The organism is Marinobacter sp. MMG032, from assembly GCF_040112695.1.
Lineage (GTDB): Bacteria > Pseudomonadota > Gammaproteobacteria > Pseudomonadales > Oleiphilaceae > Marinobacter > Marinobacter salsuginis.
The window spans coordinates 32,634-51,419 of sequence record NZ_CP157803.1 but is presented as its reverse complement, the minus strand read 5'-3'; the positions used below and the strand labels follow the sequence as shown (position 1 = coordinate 51,419).

Below are 18,786 nucleotides of genomic sequence, written 5' to 3'. Positions count from 1 at the left end.
AAACCGGAACTTGCTTCGAGTCTCCAACCGGGGGCCAGCTCTGCCCCGTTTCTGCGGTTAGCTGCACCAGTAACCAGGTAATGGCTTGTGAGCCCGGGAGCGCCATGCCCCTCAACTTCTCCGTGAATTTTTCCCGACTGGGACCAGGCAATACGGAGGTCTCCTTCGATCTGGTCGCAGGCACCTTCAGTACTGCTCAAAGCGGCGTTGCTGGATCTGTGCCAACACTGGACTATGACGCGATCTGCACCAATGGGCATCCTGTCGCATTCTCCTTGGCCCAGGTCTGGGATGCCCCTTCTTTTACGCAATCTCCGTCAACTAATGTGAATCGCGTTGTGGTCCAAGCGCCCAGTTGCTCTAACAACTTACAGGGTATCGTGAGGCTGGAAGACAACTCCGGCTCGGTCGTTGGTGGCTATCAGGTTTCTGGAAGTTTCGAGTTTGCTACCACACAAGAAACGTGTTCCCTGACAACCGAATATGGGTGCCCGTTAGGAGGCGGTTACAGCTGCATGGAAAACAGTACCGGTACCCAGCAATGCAGCCCGAACACTTGTGTCGATCTTGACTCGCAGCCACCGGTTACGGAAGACATCAACACCGACATGTTCCAGGATGATGGCGCTCGCGCCTCTGACGGCACCTGCCTTGGTCAAATGCTCATATTCAGTGGCCGTTCTATGAGATGCGATAAGGCGGGAGTGTCGACCGCCTTTCAAAACTGCTGCAAAAATACAGGAAAGGTTCTTGCCGACGATACAGGGGACTCAGGCAACCCCACCCAGGCGATCACACAGCTATTTGACGCTCTGACACAGGGCAAATCCGAGTATGAAGCCGCACTTGCCGCCGGCGCACCAACACTGGTAGCCAGCAACCTTGCCGCTAACAAAGCGACTGACGTCATGGGCGACTACGGTGCGGTTATGAACCCTGTGGCCATGGCAGGCGCTGTTGTTGATTACTTCACTCAGTCCTGTGATCAGACCAGCACCGAAACAGGCATTCTCAACGGCTCCGGGTTTTGCTACGAAATCGGCGAATACTGCCGAGAGAAATGGGAGTTTGTTGGCTGTGTTCAGAAATCAAAATCCTACTGCTGCTTCAATAGCAAAATGGCTCGGATCATCCATCAACAGGGCCGATCTCAGCTCAATACTATCGGCGGCTTCGGTTCTCCCGAAAATCCCGATTGCCGTGGTTTGACGCCGGAGGAGTTCCAATCCATCGATTTTTCAAAGATAGACTTTTCTGAGTACTACGGCGACCTGGTGCCAGACACTCAAGCACAAATGACGGATAAGGTGAATGATGGGATTACGGACTTTTTTAATAGCGCTCAGTAGTTTGCTCGCCATGCCATTATTGGCGGCCGAAAGCCATGTGATAGGCCGGGTATACGACATCGCGGAACCCGATGCATTGCAGGAGATTCAGTCTCGCGTTAGCCAGATTGATTGGCAAAAAGTGATGTCTGAAGGGGTCGAGCGCAACACAGCAGCCCAACCGGTACCCCTGCCCGGCGCAAAAGAGAATCGCAGTCGCTACCACATTCCCTGGTACACGGCAGAGTTTGACGTAAAGGATCAAACTGGTGCGGTTATCTACCCCAAAGGATACCGCTTCAACCCCTTAGAACATGTCCGGCTTCCACAACGATTGGTATTTATTGCCGAACAAGACGTGCCCTGGGCAAAAAACCACCTCAATACAACGGATATGGTGATGATCACCAGCGGCGACTACCGGGAAATAGCAGTCGAGCTCGAACGTCCCGTTTTCATCCTTACCGAAGAAGTTCGCGATCGAATGGCTCTGCAATCAGTACCCGCTATCGTGACCCAAGAAGGCCCAACGCTTCGCATTGAGGAGCACCAGAGAACGCTATAATTTTATATACATTCATATATAACTAGGCTAGACTTTGATTACTGAACAAATCGGGTCTGGCCACCAATGAAACTACTGCTACTCCTGAAGATCTGCGCTTTGGTTGGGCTCTTTACGATCCCAACCGCCCATGCCTCCAAATGCGATAGCGGGGTTATCAACCCCATTTCAGACATTTCCTGGCAATGCATTTTCCCAATTCGGATCGGCGGCCTGTCCATTGGTAAGGGGGACAGCGGCATGCCGGATCCTGGTGCAGACACGCCTGACACTGTTTGTAGCTGTAACACCGGCGCGATAAATCGGTATGGATTGGGTATCTCAATGTGGGAGCCCGCCCGGATAATTGACACAGTGTCAGACCCTTACTGCATCATGCCTCTTGGCGTGAAACTCATGAATACCGGTGGAAAACTTGGGGGCTCCCACTTCCGAAACGATGGGCAAGCCAAAACCTTCCAGCAAATGCACTATTACATGTTCCCAGCATTCAGCATCCTGGGATTCTTCTACGACATTCCTTGCATAGCTGAACGCCAATTCGACGTAGCAATGCTGACAGAGATAGTGCCTACCTGGAACAACGAAATCCTGGCCCTCGTCATTAATCCCGAGGCTCTTCTTTTCGCCAATCCCGTTGCGAACCTTGCTTGTGCAGCCGATTCTGCCGGCGCTTTGGCAGGACGTCCTGTCAATTCCCTCTTTTGGTGCATGGGATCTTGGGGGAATGCTTACCCACTTGCCGGATCAATTACAGGCACTGACTACGTAACCGCAAATGCAGGCATTGCCGCCCGGGGCATCTACTTCATGGCCCGCCTCGGCTTGCTCAAAGAGTCGTCCTCTGACGGCTGTTACACCGCTCCAGTTCCGATTTGGTCCAAGGACAAGTACAAGCTGCAACTCATGAAGCCTGTTCGCGACAACAGTTGCCGCCCCATTGGGCAGACTGGATTGCTTTGGAGCCATTACAAACATCCCCCCGTTGGCGGCGATAACTTTTCATGGATGGTTTTCAGGAGGTTGAACTGCTGTGTCTCCTATTAAATTCTGCACTTCAACCACGATTTTGCTGGCCCTGCTCTCGGGCAAGGCCATGGGTGAATCTCCTGAGGACATCCCGACACTCCAGGACCAGGTCAGGATCCCTTCTGAAATCATGGAAGCTGCGCATAGGGCTAAGACCGCTGCTACCGTGAAACCCGACATTCAGGCGCGGGCCGCTGCCGTGATGGAGCAAGTAAATAGCGAGGCCTGGCAGCGGCAAAAAAACCAGTTTCTGGCTGCGATCAAAAATCAACACGGCATCCCCGAAGAGGAGCAGAGTAAAACACCCTCCACTCGTGCCCGCCCGTTACTTTTCATTTCTTCCTCAATGCCCGAAATCACCCTGAGGAACTACGCCCGGGACCTTGAAAAGGTAAAGGGTGTAATGGTCCTGCGCGGAATGATTGGGGGTATGGAAACGACTCAGGCAACCATGAAGTTCGTTGCCGGGTTGCTAAAGAAAAATCCTCTCTGTGAGGGACCAAAATGCGCTCTCCGCGACATAGAGGTGGTGGTCGACCCAATTCAGTTTCAAAAGCATGGAATCCATCAGGTGCCAGCTTTGGTCGTAGAGCCTTCATTTGATTTCCAGAGCTATTGCGAGAGTGGCGCCAACGAAATGACCACCCCACGGCCCGTGGTTTACGGGGATGCCAACCTGAGAAGTCTACTTAACTCTCTCACCAATATGAGCGATGGCACATCGGCAAAGGCACTGCTCGCTGCAATGGAGATGCCCAATGACTAAGGACAAACTCAAGAACATAATCCTGACCTTCGTGGTCGGGATCCCTGCGGCCTGGGGAGTCAGCTACTTGTACAAGCACGTCAACATCACGACGTCGCAGTCCCTCGATCATCGAGTGTTCTGGATGACGGATGAGGTACCAGGACCGGGCGACTACGCAACGTTCGAATTATCACACCCGTTAGCCGGTCCCGAACCAGTCCTTATTAGTAAACAGCTCAAGTGCTGGCCCGGCGAAACACTGAAAGTCGAAGGCCGCGATTTTTGGTGCGGAGGTCATTACTTGGGTCGCGCCAAAACCAAAACCCTGACTGGCAAGCCCCTCCCCCTCTTTTCATTCAGCGGTCCGATACCTGAAGGCAAAGCATTTGCCTTTGGAAGCCACCCCGACTCCTTCGATAGTCGTTACTGGGGGTTTGTGGAAATTGCCACTGCCAAACGGCTTGAAGCAATCTTCTAGGGGATCTAAATGAACAAATTAATCCTGTCGCTTTGCCTGTGTATCGCTACCGCTTGCGCCTTTGCCGCTCAAGACACCGACAAACAGACCTTTGGGTACCACTGGTATGAAGAGCCCGTGAAACCCTCTAAGGAGTCTGAGAAACAAGAGCGCCAACCCTTGCCACCCCCTCCGCCGGCCGAAGAAATGCTGGATATGCACCCGGACGATCTTAAGGCGATGTTGGAAACCTATCTGAAAGAGGCCGTTTGGCTCCGGACGCCTGAAAGCGTCCTGGCTTATTACCAGATTCAGGATGTTGTCAGGCGGAAGGCCGCTGGCTTCACAGCCGTTAGCCAGATGGTAATGCTCCAAAACCCGAAACTGAACGGGGCGTCCCAATACCCGACAAACAATCCTGGGCGAAAGGCTGAGCTTCAACAGCGGGCTGCCGATCAGAGTGACTATCTGGGTCAATATCGCGGCAAATATGCCCTGGCGATGTTCTCCACCCCACAATGTCCATACTGCTCGCCCCAGCGCAACATCCTGAAATTGGTTGCAGACAAAACAGGATTAGAAGTTACGGAAGTAGATATCACTCGAAACCCCGATGCTCAGGCACGATTCGATGTTCAGGTTACGCCGGCGATCATCCTCATCGAGCGTAATAGCGAACGCTGGATGCCGATTTCAGTAGGGGTTGAGAGCGCCTCAAAAATACAAACGAACACCTACCGGGCGATTCGCTACTTACGAGGCGAGATCTCGCCCGAGCAATTCCTTACTCCAAGACACCGTGAAGGTGGCTTCTTCGATCCGCGCATTTAATCAAGGATGGATCCCATGAAAAGAGCCCTTTTCCTCAGCGCGATATGCTTGAACCTTACGACTCCCTTCGCCCATGCAGATTGGACGGACGACTGGTTTGCATCGAGCACTTCATCTGGCGCATCCAGTTACAAAAACCAGCAGCGAGGCTTCTACTCTGCCGGTTCCTATTCAGCCCGTTTGAACGTGTCTACGGATCCACTTGTAACGATTGCACCCCCGCGCATTGAGGCCGGTTGCGGCGGCGTAGATCTGTTCCTGGGTGGTGTCTCAATGCTCGATGCTGACTACCTGGTGGACAAAATGCAGAACATGATTGCAGCCGCCCCGGCCATTGCCTTCGACACAGCCATGAAAGTGATGTCAAAAGAGCTGTCTGAAACAATGAAGTCCTTCGAGCAGATCATTAACGAGTTGAATGGGCTACAAATCAATGACTGTCAGTTTGCGAAGAAGCTAGGCGCCCCGATTGGCAATGCAATTGGGCAAGCAGCGGCTCCCCATTTAGGTTACCTCGATTCCAAAGTGGCTGCCCTAACGGGGTCAACGGATAGCTGGCAGGAATCCAAGGAAAATCAGAGCGCCGCGAACAACGAGCCCACCGAAGATGTTAAGCAGCTTGTCGCGGACTGCCCCACACAGTTCAAAAACATCTTTACCAGCGGGTCATTGTTGCAGAACGCCGCTGACGAGTTCGGGTTTCAATACGTCGATACCATGCGAGGCTTCTTGGGGGATGTTTTCATCAACGCAGGGCCTGGGGTTAAAGCACCCATCATAGAACCGGTGAGCTCCTGCCCGGAGAACGATGAATCCAGCATTGAAGACTTTGTGCATGGCACTGCCATGAAAAAAGTTCAGGTGGCCGCAGGTACCAACTGCATCCAGGATTCGGCAACGCCCAATGGCCTCCTTGGATTGGTAAATGCTCAGATGACTGGCATTGCCAACAAACTCGAAACGAAATCCGCTCTCACCCCGGCGGAAGAGGCATTCCTTGAGGCCTCACCGGTCCCTGTGCTGCCTATCCTCGTCGATTCAATCGCGCTTGGTGACAAGGACATGGCGATTGCTCTTACCGAAGAGGTGGTGGCGTACGCCTACGCCTTCTACATGATCGACGACCTTTATAACACGGCCGACAATATGCTCAGGGAAACCTCTGCGGTAATGAGCAATACGATGGCTCCCGGACCTACCTGCGACCGCAGCGTTTTTGCAGAAGCCTATGCGCACCTGGATGCTATCAAGCGGGATGCGTATCAGTTCCGAATGGCTGCGCGAGACAGCTACCTGAAGAAAACCGAGGAGCAGCTGGCTCATATAGCATTCACCAAGGCTCAGTCAGAGAGACAAAAAGAGGTATTGAAACGCAACTCAGAGGATATGACCCAATGAGGCGCTTGAATTGGGTCGTTGCATTCCTCTTGCTTTTGACCCTGCCAGCTCAGGCATTCGCCTTGGATATGGATTTCTATACCTACGACGGCTTCTCGGAGACGGTGAACGCCTTCAAGCGGGTATCCCTGGTCTTCGCTAACAACGAATACACGACCCTGTTCTTCGTTGCCGTAGTCTTCGGACTGCTTTTCGGCGGCATGTTCACCTACGCCAGGGGCATTATGAATTTCCAGAACTCAGCCTCTGGCTTGAGTCTGGCCTGGCTTATGACCACGCTCATTGGCGTGCTCATCTTTAAAGCCCTGATCACACCAAAAGGCACCATCCATGTTTACGACCCTGTGCGGAATGCCTATGAGGCCGTCGCTGATGTTCCGGACCTGATTGTTCTACTTGCAGGTGTTACGAACAAAGCTGAGCGAGCGGTCCAACGCATCGTCGATGCCTCAGCCGCACATCCATACGAAAATGAAGCCGGCGGCGTGAGTTTTGAACTGCTCCTCAACGCGACCACCGACCGGACCTTTTCCAGCAACTACTATCTCCAAAAATCAATCCGTCAGTATTTTAAGGATTGCTCCAAGCTCGCTCTGGTATTGCCATCCTACAACGTCGATCTGGAAGACATAAAAAGTGGCACAGATGACCTCCTCACCACTCTGGCCGAGATGCGCTCCGCATCCATGTTTACAACCTACTACTCTTCCGGTGCGAATAAGGGAGGCACGGTTCTGAGCTGCAATGACGCCTACGACAATTTTTTAGCGCCGCAGCTCAACGCAACCGCCACGTACGATGAATTCTTGGATACTGTCTGCGTAAAAAGCGGCTTCGACATAGCAAATCTGCCTCAGAAAACAGCGTGTGAAACGAAAATCCAAACGATGAACGCCAACGTTTTCGGGGCCCCGGGCGCCCCATCTGCCCAACTCCTGAGAAACGTCGTTATAAGTAATGCAATGTCACAGGTGATGCTCGATGAGAACCCCGACGCTGGAATTCGAGCTTTAACCAACCGCTCAATGATGACTAACGGGTTGGGTATTGCCGTAGCGGCCAACGAGTGGATGCCAAAAATTCGAGCCAGCGTAACTGCTATCGTTCTTGGCCTAATCCCCGTCCTGGTTCTCTTCATCGTTACCCCAATGTTTCCGACCGCCTTGAAGCTGATCATTGCGCTTCTCGGCTGGATCACAATTTGGGGAGTCCTTGATGTGATCATCTCGCAGATTGCAATGGACCAAGCATATGACGCTATCCGGGAGATCCAACGCCATCAGATGGGCCTCTCTGCAATGTTTCTGGCACCTGAATCAGCAACCCAGGCGCTCTCTCTGTTCGGCAAAGCCCGCGGTATGGGAATCGGGATATCGGCCTTTATCGCCGCGATGCTTTTTAAAATGTCGCCCTATGGTCTTACAAGCCTAGCAGGAAACTGGTCAGGTCAGGTGGATCAGCAAGGCTCGTCAGCCGCTGACCAAAATCAATCCCCAGTCTCCAGCGCAAAGGCCTTGGACGATCTCGCAAGTGCCCGTGCTACCTCGAATCTGATTGCGGAAAGTGGTTGGGACAACGTTTCCAACACTACTGAGTACAACCGCGCAACTGATGTGAGCCAGGCCACCATGGAAATGGATGGCCTTTCTGGCATGGGATATGGAGGAGGCCCGGCCAGCCAGGGCGCAATCAAGGGGGCACAACGTGCTGGGCAAACACTCGGTGGAGTGGAAGCACGAAATACAGTTAGCGGTGCTACCAATGGCCCCGAAGAAATGAAAAATCTGGATGCCGGGGTTTCGAACATTGAGACGCAAAATCGCTTTGGACAAGCTGCTGGGCGTATGGACTCATCAAATGAAATGGGCTTTAGAAATGTATTCTCACAATCTGAATACCTGACTGCGGCGAGCATTAATAGAAGTTCAGGCGATGCTGCCACTATTGGATCAATGGTTGACAGAATCCAGGACGCACATCCGGACATGGATCGGGGCGACGCTTGGAGAGTTCAAGCAATGGCCTCTAATGCCGATCTCATGGGCAAGCTTCAAGCAACAGGATGGCATGCCGACGAAGTTGTTCAGATGTCCGAGTTTATGGCGACCGCAACGCAGCAGCAACAAACGGGCATATTGGATTACATGGCTGCCAATAACCTGACCCCTGAAGAAATTTTCCAAGCCCGTGGTGTCGCATCAGCGGCAAACGACCATGGCACTTCAATGGCTTTACAGAATATTCCGCCTGAGCAATTGGCGATTGCTCAAAGCATCCACGCTATTCGTAATGGAGCCGACGCTAACGCCGTCATAAGTGCCTCTGCACAGCGTGGCGGTGGTGTTGTGGACTACGTTCAAAACGTTGCGACAATGGCACAAAGCGGGACCGCCGCAGATCTTTCGAAATTCGAGCTTTTTGCCGATGCATCTGGAATGGACCTGGCTGGCGCTGTGCTCAGAAATCGACTTGCTGAAGCGGGCTCGTTTTCCATGACCAAGGACGAAATGGTCAGGGCGCATGAAGATCATGGTTGGTTCACAGATAAACAGCTCGACTCCGTAGCCGATAGCAGTCGAGTTACTTTTGCCCTCAATGGCAACGGCGAAATTGTCTACAGCTCCACTCTTTCCGGAAACTCTACGGCCATAAATAACGGAACGAATATCGATAACAGCCACTCCGAAACTGACACAACCCGCGTCGAAACCGGTGGCCGTCAAGAATTCCCGAACGCGGCAATGTGGGCCTTGAGCGATGATCCTAGCCATCAACAAGAGCTTGCGACGGCTATGCAGAATCTACAGGGCGGGGCGAATGCCGGTAATCGTTTGGCATTTATCAACTCTCTAACCTCAATGCTAAATACCGTACGCGATCAGTCTCTGTCCACAGACGAGAGCATTGGATGGGAATTCCGCGCCGGACTTAAAGCACCTGACTGGACTCCACTTGATGTTGGTGGAGCAACAACTTCCACAGGCTCTGTAGCAGAGAACGAGCGATCCAGCATGAATCGGGAAGCGGTGAAACGAACTCTCAATGAGGCGTTCGATGTCGTGGAGCGCACCGAAGTTTCAGCATCCTCGCTCAGCCCCGAGCAAGACAGATATCTGGCTGGAGCGGCATACCTTCAAGAGAAAATACAAGCGATTCGCGCAGACTCCGAATACTGGTCATCGACAACCTACGACCATTTATCCGATCACTCAGGAAAAGATTTTACAGGAAGCGACAAAAATGAAACTGACGATAATGGCCGGTCTCTTGGCCGCCGCGGTTATCGCTAACCCCGCCTCGGCTTCTGATTGGGAGCATTGTTATTTGGACGCCTCGAAAAGGTACCAGATACCTGCTCGGCTTCTCCGTGCCATCGCCCGCGTAGAGTCAGGCGAGAAATCAGGCGCAATCAATGAAGCTAACCGTAACGGAACTACAGACTACGGTTTAATGCAGATCAACTCTCAACACTTACAACGACTAAAGCGCTACAACATTTCAGAATCCGTTCTATTGAACAATCCATGCGCCAACATTCACGTGGGGGCCTGGATATTGGCAGAAAACATGGTAACCGCCAAGGGCAAGCCTTGGTTGGCTATCGGTGCATATAACGCGGGCTTCCGAGAATCAACGAGCGCTGAGAAAGCAAGAAACCGGTACATCGGCAAGGTACGCCGGGCCCTGGCATCAATCACGGAGGAAGAAAATGGAATCCCCAAAGAAGTCTACTGAGCAAACACTTATCGACGCATTCACCAGGCAGCAAACCGCATTCGCTGACGCAATCATGGTGGAAACACGAAAAACGAGGCGCAGCGCGAACTTCCGCTCAATCGGTTTAATCCTGGTTATTGTGACCATTTTCGTGTTCAACATCCTTTACTCGCAAGGTATTGTTGGTGGCATCACGATTCCAAAAGGCGAATCCTACGTCTCCCTCGTTCGGTTAAATGGCCCTATTGAAGCGGGGAAGCCAACTGCGCTGCAACAACTCGAAAACCATCTTTATCAGGCTTTCCATGACGAAAAGGCGAAGGGGGTCTTGTTAGTTATTAATTCACCAGGAGGGACGCCAGTCCAATCCCATAAGCTTCACCAATACTTAACGCAGTTGAAGAAGGAGACCGGGAAGAAATTGGTGGTCTTAGGAGACGATATGCTGACTTCTGGGGCGTATATGGTCGCGGTAGCCGCCGATAAAATCCTTGTTAATCCGGCAACCCTGACGGGCTCTATTGGAGTTTTTCAGCAATCTTTCGGCATCAAAGAGCTTGCAGACAAAGCAGGCATTTCGGCACGTATGTAGTTGCCCCCGCTAAACCGGACACCACCTCATTCGTTTGATGCCAGTTCCGCCCGGTACTCCCAGGGCGATTTCATTTTCAGCCCCTTGTGCGGGTGGCTGCGGTTATAGTCTTCGACCCATTCCGGCAACCTGGCCATCACCGTGGCGGCATCAGGGAGATCGTTCAAGTACACATAGTCGCGCTTAAACGTCTTCACGAAGGCCTCAGCCATGCCGTTGCTCTGAGGGCTTCTCACCGGTGTGGTACACACGACAAAGCCCAGAGAGGACGCGAAGGCTCGCGTTTCTTTGGCAATGTAGCAACTGCCATTGTCCGTCAGCCATTCCAGCGGATGAGGCACTCGCTCTGACTGGCCGAACCGGTATTCCAAGCTTTCCAGCAGCAGGTCTTGAACCATCTCACCGGTGATGCCACCAGTAGTCGCTACATAGCGCATCAGCTCGCGATCACAGCAGTCCAGGCTGAAGGCTACGCGGACAACCTCCTTGTTCCAGCAGCGGATCTCAAAGCCATCTGAGCACCAACGAAGGTCCGGCTTCAACGTAATAACCTGGCCATTGTGGCAGCGCTCTTGAGGTCGCCCTGTATACCGGGGTAACAGCAGCCCATCCTGCTTCATCAGTCGGTACACGCGCTTGTGGTTTACTCGCTCATCGTTGGCTGCGAGCAACCGATTCAGTCGAGCCGTGATCCTTCGATAGCCATTGGCAGCACGGGCCTCGCACAGCTCACGGATAAACGGCAAATGCCGGTCATCGTCTTGTTTGCTGTATCTCGGGCTTCGGCCTTTCTGGCGACCATGAAGGCGATCCAGAAGATTGGAGCGCGATACCTTCAGCACTTCCGCAACCCGCTTCAGAGGGTATCGTCCGGTGGCAGCAACGGCATGCGCGAGATCAACTTTTTTGACTGAGCCACCTCCAGGGCTTCCCGGAGTATTTCAGCTTCCATCGTCTTGCGGCCCAACATCCGCTCCAGCTCCCGAACCTTCTTTTTCAGGGCTTTGACCTCGGATGCGCTTACAACCTCATCACCGGATTCAATCGCGGACATGCCACCGTCTTTCATCAGCTTCTTCCAACGGAACAACAGACTTGCTGATATACCATGACGCCGGGCTACAAGCGATACCGACATGCCTGGCTGCTCACACTCTGCAACCATGAATGCTTTCTCCTGCGCGGAATACCGGCGACGGCGCTGCACTCCGGTTATGACTTCGATTCTCTCCACCTTGGACACTCCTTTGCACTAGGTCTATGCCTAGGCCTTTGCTTCTACCAAGGTGTCCGGTTTAATTGGGGGCTACTACAACGTACCATTGTAGCCGGCGACAACAAACGCCGACTAGACCCCTTTACAGACGCGACCTCAGACGATTTAAAGAAGGTTCAAACAGTACTTAATCAAATTCACCAGCAGTTTATTACCGTGGTAAAGCATGGTCGCTCGGAAAAATTGGCCAAACATCAAGATCTCTTCAGCGGGGATTATTGGACCGGGGAAGAAGCGGTAACTCTCGGTCTCGTAGATGGCCTTTCCACCTACCACGAAATACTAGAAGTCGAGTTTGGATCTCAACATGCTTTGGATTACAGCCAAAAGCCAGGCTTTTTTGGCCAATTACCCAGAGTGGCAGAATCCTTAACCAGCTCCATCACTTCTGAAATTTGGAGCCGATTAAGCCAGTACCCAGGACCAAGGTTATAGTCAACCTGGCCAGTCACAGGCCTCAACCAGTTGGGGCCTGGTTCTGCGCATAGCTTCTGTTCCCTTCCAGTCACGGCCATACAGAATGTTCTGCTCTACTTCCCAGTATTCTCTGTATGAGATCGAATCCATCAGCTCAAGAATGACACAGTCACAGACTCTGAAATCTTTCTGCGTCACTACACCAGTCTTGGCCTCTATGTCCTCCAGGCAAACCTGAGCAATTTTAGTAGCACTCGTTACTTCCTTGATGGTTTGAACATCATAAGTGCCGTTTCTTTTCTCCACCAGTTGCTGGGCCCAAGAATCCGAGGCACACAGAACTAGTGCCAGACCTAGCAAGGTATTTGACCACCAAAATTCCATTTGTCTATCTCCCATTTCGATCCGTTTCTCTCAGAGCCTCCACAGCAACACCGGATAGTACAGATCCGCCAATTGATAGTACTTCCCTTGGGTATAAACACACCCATGCAACAAAGCCAAAGAATATAAATCCAAAAGGAAACCAGAAAACATCAAACGTGAAGATTTCGCCATTGGGGAGCGGCCAATCACAGCGGCCATCTCCATTAACGACAGCCATTCCAAATATATAAGCCATCACCAGAACAAATCCCAGCGCGCGAATCCAGCCACGCGTGTAATGGAAAAACAGGCCAAAAAAGACCCCAGCCAGAATGCTGATTGCTCCAAAAATAAAGGTAACGTCCCATATAGTCATATCGCGCAACCACGGCGATACAATTAATCCTGCGAACACCATGCTTGTGAAAAGCGGAGCAATGATGCATTTCATAACGCCTACCATGTAGTACATAGCACTCTCCCTCTGCTACAGGGACATCTCCTTAGAAGGGCCGCCCCGAATCTTCTCAACCGCTTTGTTAACGGCCTCTTTGACCACATTGGTCGCTTTCTCCAGTCGAGTTTCTTTAATAAGGCCATCACTCGCGAAGAGCTTTTCAACGCTAATCCGGCGGCCCTCTAGGGCGCTGGTCTTTTCTCCGGTTCTCTCCTCAATCCCCCGAATTAGCTTTGACTTGTCATCGGTATACACATAGGCGTTCTCTTTTGCCCGCGACAACGCCACATAAAACGTTTTCTGGTTTATCAGATTCCGGCGCCAGCTCTCTGCTAGAACAATGGCGTCCCGATATGTCTGACCTTGAGCCGAGAAAATAGTAGACGCGTAGCCATGATCCCAGTGCCTCTGATCCTTCATGTTCAAATCAATGACGCGCCCATCCTTGAAACGGACCGTAGCCGTGTCGCCCTCAATTTTAAGCACTTCGCCTTTCAGCCCGTTTTTCAAGTCGAGGTCTTTATCGGTTTTCCGCCACTGTATCTGATCACCCTCAGCCAGCTTCTTCTCATCCTCACGGTAAACTTCAACGCCGTGCTTTGCCCTGCCCGCTACTTTATCGGGTCTCCAATCAACTACCTGGCCATTCTCTCGTTCAAATACTACTTTCTGGCCATCTACACGCAGGATCTTCACCCGTTCATTTTTTTCCACTCCAAGCGTCTTAAAGGCTTTAGAAAATTCAACATAATCTCCGGCCGTATAGCCTCGCACACTCCCTTTTTCGACCCTGGTGAGCCCACGACTGACCATCACCGAAAACGAAGCTGAATCGGCGTTCAGCTCACCCCTCTTTTGCAGGCCTTCCCGGATCCTCTGGTTCACCTCACCTCTTGTTTCATTGTCTGGGATCATCAAGAGGGTATCTGCACGGTCGCCCTGAGATCGGGCAACATACTGATCGACTATCTTATTTAAACGCTGTGCTTTATCGGCCTCTTCAACTACTCGGCCATCAATCTTTTTGAGCGCCTTCGCCGCATCACCAACCACACTATCCTTCACAGCGCTGAGCAAAACCGGGTTCCCCTTCTGGCGCTGAATTTCGTTCATGACGGCGGTTTTCATTCCGCCTCGCTGAAGCTGATTGAACGGCTTACCCCACTCAATGGCTCCAATTTGCGCCTTGTCCCCAACCAGGGCCACTCTGGCACCGGTCTTCCTGCTGAAGGTAAGAAGGTCTGCCATTTGAGATGAATTTATCAATGAGGCCTCATCGATCACCCAGATCTCTTTGTTATTTTTGCCGATACCGCCTTGGGAGTCCTTTTCACCATTTGCCAGGGCGTAGAGGTGACTGGCAATGGTCTGGCTCTGAATGCCTGCCCCCTTTTGCAGTTCTTCGGCGGCCGCCCCAGTCATCGCAAAACCTCGCACCTTATATCCCCGGTGCTCACCAATATCTTTCACAGCCTGGAGCATGTAGGTTTTGCCGGTACCAGCGTAGCCTTGCACCCCAACCACCCGATCTCTAGTCCCAACGATCGTCTGAACTCCGTCAAGCTGGCCTTTCGTCATGCCCAACTTTGCAGTGAAGTCCTTGATCGCCGACTTTCCAGCAATAGGCCTCAGCTCACCCTGCCCGGTCTTCACCAGGTCTACGATGTAACGTTCCTTTTTTAACGCCTGAGGGGTCGTGAGATAATCAGCCTCCTTATCATTAACCCCCACCGCCGGCAGTAAGATCTTGGCCTCTTTCAAGCCAGAAATAGCGCTATTTACTGCTTGAAAGCTGTGCCGTCCAACTGCTGTACTCATCGTCGTCTTCAGCAATTCTTTCTCAGAGAACACGGCCTCTCTCTCCGCGAGTTTCCTGTAGGCAAATATCACATCATCTCTCGCGGACTCGCCTTTAAACACCTTTTCGCCGCGACCTTCCCCTTGAGGCGAGTTTCGATCCTGTGGCCCTGTCTCCCTCCCATCGACTGCCCCCCCAGGCGCCGTGTCGTTCCGTGGTTGAACTTCCGGATCAATCTTTACCCGATCTGGACCAGGTGTCGTTGAATCCTTGCCTTTGGGCTGGGCTGGTTGAGACTTGCCGGAATCAGCATTCTCGTGCTCTTTGTCCCGCTCAATCCGCTTCAACGGGATAGCCGGGAGTGTTAATCCGGCCTCTTTCAACTCCCTAGACCAGCGCTCCAAGAGAACCTCTTTCGTCGCCGTTTTCTTGCTATCGCGGGTCATCAACGACGCTCGATCCATCGCCTTAGCGCCTTCCAACCCGCGCTCCTTTGCGGCAGCTTCAATGTCTTTTCGGCGCTTCGAGAACAAGCCCCGGAGCTCCTGGCTAACCTCTTTAAGCTCGAACGTGCCTTTTTTACCCGGAACCACGGTATAACCTAACTCGGTCGCTTTCATCGCCAGTTCTGAACGGTAAATCTGACCAATAAGCATGGAGTTATCGTACATGCGACCGCTTTCGATAGAGCGCCACTGTGCGTCGTCCCGGAGGGTCGCATTAAGAATGACGCTATGAGTGTGCAACTGAGGGTCCAATGCCCGTGAAGTCGAATGGGTAAACATGGCCGCAGCCATGTTTTCAGTGCGAACAAACCGCGTCACGCCATTCTCACTTTTCCGGCCGCCCACCAGGTTCTTCTCCAGGTAACCCAGCGCTGCTTTAACTGATTCCTGATGAGCCTTAATCAACCGCTCGTCGCCACCGGCCAACGCCATGATTGATACCGACTTGGGAGCAGAAAGCGTAAAGTCCCAGCCCTTCTTATGCTCAATACCGCCTTTGCCGTTAGCCCTGCCAAGGGTATCCCCTGTAGGCAATCGGCCTTCTAGGGCATTCTCAAATACCTTCATGTCCACGGGACCACTCAGGCCCATCAAGGCCGCTCCATTTCCAAACCACTGGGTCGGAATTGACTCTTTCTCCCCGTTTTCGTCGCGGCTATAGTAATCCGCATCCTTGTAGTAGCTGCTCGCCACCTTCGCGCTACCAATCGCTTTGATGCTGATCACAGAATGGCTCCATCCCGGTACTTCAGCGCCATTTGATCAGGGGTTTGCTCCACCTCGGTTTTTCCATCAATGGAAACGTCGGCATCGCCGTGAAGATCTTCATCGACAATCACTTCTTCCACGTTCAGTTTCCGATCAACAAAACCCTCCACCCGCCGCTTCAGCTCTTTTCGTTTGAGCACAAACTTAGCCACAGGAAAACTTCGCCCTAACTTCAAATAGCCATGCAGGTCAGGGAGGAATAAAATTTCCGTCGGCAACACAATGGGTCTTAGCTGCCGCTGGCGCGAAAGGGATACACCGTCTCGGATATCGTTTACGCCATAAGATATGCCTTCATTCGTTTCAAGCTGCTCCGTGGCCCCCAGCCCGTTACTCGCCCACTTTGCAGAACGGTCCTCATTGAACCGAAATACTGCCCAGGTGGAGCACATGCCCACCAGGGCATCGGCATCGTCCCGACCATAAATACCAACCAATTGAGGGTATGACTGAACCCCTAAAACACCGCAGCCGCCAAACTTCCTGGATTGCGCCAGGGTATCGGTCAGCGAGGGCAGCCGGTTCAAACTGGGCAACTCATCGATCATCAGCCAGATACGCCTGTCTCGGCAGGGTTTCATTGACAAAATGGCCGAGGACGCCGTGTCCAACCATGCCGTAATCAGGGGACGAACAACCTCTTTTTGGTCGTCTTTCCTGGTAATGAAGATCCACTGATCGACGCCGTCATTCTTTACCCAGTCTTTGATCGAAAAGGTATCGTCAGAGTCTTGCAGGTACTTCAGAGATCGCACATACGTTGCCAGAACCGCCCTTACCGACGCGGCCATTTTTTCTGCGCCCTCCGCGAGTATGGCCGCCCCCTCAGTACCCTTAAGATACCCAATGATCTCTTCCAGAGAAGCATTGAGGATTTTGTCTACAAACAGCCGATTAGAGCGTTGCGGGTGATCCGCAAGCTTCCTTGCCATTGCCGAAAATACCAATCTTGCGGCCTGCGTCCAGAACGGGTCGTTGGACTTTTGCTCGGGAATGAAGGATGCAGCCAGCTGATCGAATTCATACTCTTCTTTGCACTCGCCCCACAGATCCCAAGATCGACCACGCGCATCAAAAGGACTCAGAATCACATCCTGGCCTTCACGAAAGAAGTGGGAAACCATATCCCCCGCTGGGTCATAAACAACCGCCCGCTCGCCGCGCCGCCTGAACTCGCTCAGCATTTCTTTATACGTCTCTGACTTCCCGGTACCAGGAGCCCCAACTACCAAGAAATGAGCAGGCTCTGAATCCTTCGGAATTGGTATACCCGCCATCTTCAGCCCTGCGGTTTTCGTGGTGCGTTTCACGGTCTTACCAAGCTCCTTTGCATCAACCAGTTTGCCTCCCCGGACAAACTCCTCATCTGAGAAGCCTTTACCGGTCGAGTTGAGAAATCGGAAAACCAGCGCACTAAAGATCACCAGTGACACCAAACCAGTCACCACGCCAAACAACAGTGCGGTATAGCTCCTACCAACAATCTCCTGTACCCCGGAATTCCTCAGATACCCCGCCGCCGGGATAACCCGATCGCGCCCATCCGGGTAAGTAATAGAAACAGTTGAATCCTCCAGTTTCAGACCTTCGTGTTTGACGTAGGCCTCGGCATATCCGATAGCTATGGATCTCTCAATCGGGTCCGTCTTGAACCAATAAGTGGTCGCAACCGCTGCAATAAATAACACCAGACAGGCTCTTGAGAACTGAACGACTACCTGCCAAATCATTCGGAAATAATGGATGGTGGTTTGGCCACCACGAGTGAAATTACCTATTCCTGAACCCCGGAAAATGCTCATCTACAACACCCCCATCTTTTCCAGGATGGCTATCGAATCCTCCCGGGCCGCATTGATAAGCGATTCTTCGTGAACACCAGCAACGCGCTGGGACAGACACAGTGTCTGAACCCCTATCTTTAGAAGGGCATCCAATTTGCCGTTAGCCCCTTCCGTGGCGGCAATGCCGCGCTCAATGATGATTCGCCACATCTCAGACTCGGTGCTGATACCCCGACGCCGAGCTTCCTGCTTAACAAAGGTAATGGTGTCCTCGGACACTCGAATGGATACCGCCCTCATCCTTGCCGCTCCATATAGATTTATTTGTTTTCATATAATAATATGTTTTCCGTATGCGCGCTAGGCCTTGCGCCAATTGGTGAGGGCAAGAGGTGTGTATACCGTATGCGCTGCATAGCGCATACGCTGAAGGCCTTGTGGCACAAGGCCTGAAGCATTGCAGCGTAAGCTGCGTAGGGTGTGAGAAAAACCGGGCGGCAGCAGGCCGCTGAGGTCCAGGCAGCCCCCCCCAACCGCCGGCTTTTACGGCCTGGCCGTTTTCCTTCGGGACCGGGGCGCTATCTGGTAAACCATTGGTAAACAAAAGAGGCTAGATATGGCTTTGAAAGGATCCGTGTTTGCAAAAACCAGGGAAGACTCTGTAACCGTCTCGGCCAAGGTTCCCCGCTCTCTGAAAAATCGGGCAGATCACCTGCGGGATCAAATCCAGGAAATTGACCAGGAACTGA

16 protein-coding genes are annotated in these 18,786 nt (G+C 52.4%); 10 read left to right on the top strand and 6 right to left on the bottom strand.

Translation table 11 applies throughout. The features are described 5' to 3' along the window. Window positions 1-104 precede the first annotated feature (104 nt). The 10 genes from traN (at window position 105) to ABNF92_RS19650 (ending at window position 10,665) form a co-directional block, all read left to right on the top strand. Window positions 105-1,349, top strand: a complete 1,245-nt coding sequence (gene traN, locus ABNF92_RS19695) for a conjugal transfer protein TraN (protein WP_222534955.1) — start codon at window positions 105-107, stop codon at window positions 1,347-1,349. Further along, window positions 1,312-1,893, top strand: coding sequence for a hypothetical protein (locus ABNF92_RS19690; protein ID WP_222534956.1), 582 nt, complete (start codon window positions 1,312-1,314; stop codon window positions 1,891-1,893). Before traN ends, ABNF92_RS19690 begins: the two co-directional genes overlap by 38 nt. 66 nt (window positions 1,894-1,959) lie before the next feature. Beyond that, complete coding sequence (locus ABNF92_RS19685) at window positions 1,960-2,940, top strand: TraU family protein (RefSeq protein ID WP_197476602.1); 981 nt, start codon at window positions 1,960-1,962, stop codon at window positions 2,938-2,940. Window positions 2,941-2,989: 49 nt separating this feature from the next. After that, window positions 2,990-3,688, top strand: a complete 699-nt coding sequence (locus ABNF92_RS19680; RefSeq protein ID WP_349344124.1) for a type-F conjugative transfer system pilin assembly protein TrbC — start codon at window positions 2,990-2,992, stop codon at window positions 3,686-3,688. Next, entirely contained in the window at window positions 3,681-4,148 is a 468-nt protein-coding gene (locus ABNF92_RS19675; RefSeq protein WP_062786960.1) for a S26 family signal peptidase, read from the top strand. The genes ABNF92_RS19680 and ABNF92_RS19675 overlap by 8 nt, the downstream gene beginning before the upstream one ends. A 9-nt stretch (window positions 4,149-4,157) precedes the next feature. Continuing rightward, window positions 4,158-4,958, top strand: a complete 801-nt coding sequence (locus ABNF92_RS19670; protein WP_222534958.1) for a conjugal transfer protein TraF — start codon at window positions 4,158-4,160, stop codon at window positions 4,956-4,958. Between the two features lie 15 nt (window positions 4,959-4,973). Then, window positions 4,974-6,356, top strand: a complete 1,383-nt coding sequence (locus ABNF92_RS19665; RefSeq protein ID WP_222534959.1) for a conjugal transfer protein TraH — start codon at window positions 4,974-4,976, stop codon at window positions 6,354-6,356. Beyond that, window positions 6,353-9,646: a conjugal transfer protein TraG N-terminal domain-containing protein gene (locus ABNF92_RS19660; protein ID WP_222534960.1), complete on the top strand. Its 3,294-nt coding sequence runs from the start codon at window positions 6,353-6,355 to the stop codon at window positions 9,644-9,646. Before ABNF92_RS19665 ends, ABNF92_RS19660 begins: the two co-directional genes overlap by 4 nt. Beyond that, window positions 9,597-10,091: a lytic transglycosylase domain-containing protein gene (locus ABNF92_RS19655; RefSeq protein WP_197476603.1), complete on the top strand. Its 495-nt coding sequence runs from the start codon at window positions 9,597-9,599 to the stop codon at window positions 10,089-10,091. The genes ABNF92_RS19660 and ABNF92_RS19655 overlap by 50 nt, the downstream gene beginning before the upstream one ends. Beyond that, window positions 10,066-10,665: a S49 family peptidase gene (locus ABNF92_RS19650; RefSeq protein WP_349344123.1), complete on the top strand. Its 600-nt coding sequence runs from the start codon at window positions 10,066-10,068 to the stop codon at window positions 10,663-10,665. Before ABNF92_RS19655 ends, ABNF92_RS19650 begins: the two co-directional genes overlap by 26 nt. 26 nt (window positions 10,666-10,691) lie before the next feature. Here ABNF92_RS19650 and ABNF92_RS19645 read toward each other — a convergent pair. From ABNF92_RS19645 to ABNF92_RS19620, 6 genes are all read right to left on the bottom strand, one after another. Further along, window positions 10,692-11,899 (bottom strand): IS3-like element ISMaq2 family transposase gene (locus ABNF92_RS19645; RefSeq protein ID WP_349342663.1). Its coding sequence is split into 2 segments (ribosomal slippage): window positions 10,692-11,572 and window positions 11,572-11,899, totalling 1,209 coding nucleotides; the frame shifts between segments, so codons are not numbered across the junction. 477 nt (window positions 11,900-12,376) lie between these two features. After that, on the bottom strand, window positions 12,377-12,742 hold the full coding sequence (locus ABNF92_RS19640) for a hypothetical protein (protein WP_156484306.1): 366 nt from the start codon (window positions 12,740-12,742) through the stop codon (window positions 12,377-12,379). A 4-nt stretch (window positions 12,743-12,746) separates the two neighbouring features. Continuing rightward, window positions 12,747-13,196, bottom strand: coding sequence for a hypothetical protein (locus ABNF92_RS19635; protein ID WP_062786979.1), 450 nt, complete (start codon window positions 13,194-13,196; stop codon window positions 12,747-12,749). A gap of 15 nt (window positions 13,197-13,211) precedes the next feature. Further along, window positions 13,212-16,211: a MobF family relaxase gene (mobF, locus tag ABNF92_RS19630; protein WP_222534961.1), complete on the bottom strand. Its 3,000-nt coding sequence runs from the start codon at window positions 16,209-16,211 to the stop codon at window positions 13,212-13,214. Further along, complete coding sequence (gene traD / locus ABNF92_RS19625) at window positions 16,208-18,055, bottom strand: type IV conjugative transfer system coupling protein TraD (RefSeq protein WP_222534962.1); 1,848 nt, start codon at window positions 18,053-18,055, stop codon at window positions 16,208-16,210. The genes mobF and traD overlap by 4 nt, the downstream gene beginning before the upstream one ends. Then, the gene (locus tag ABNF92_RS19620) at window positions 18,056-18,337 is read right to left on the bottom strand and encodes a hypothetical protein (protein ID WP_062786988.1); all 282 of its coding nucleotides are present in this window, start codon (window positions 18,335-18,337) and stop codon (window positions 18,056-18,058) included. Window positions 18,338-18,786: the final 449 nt, after the last annotated feature.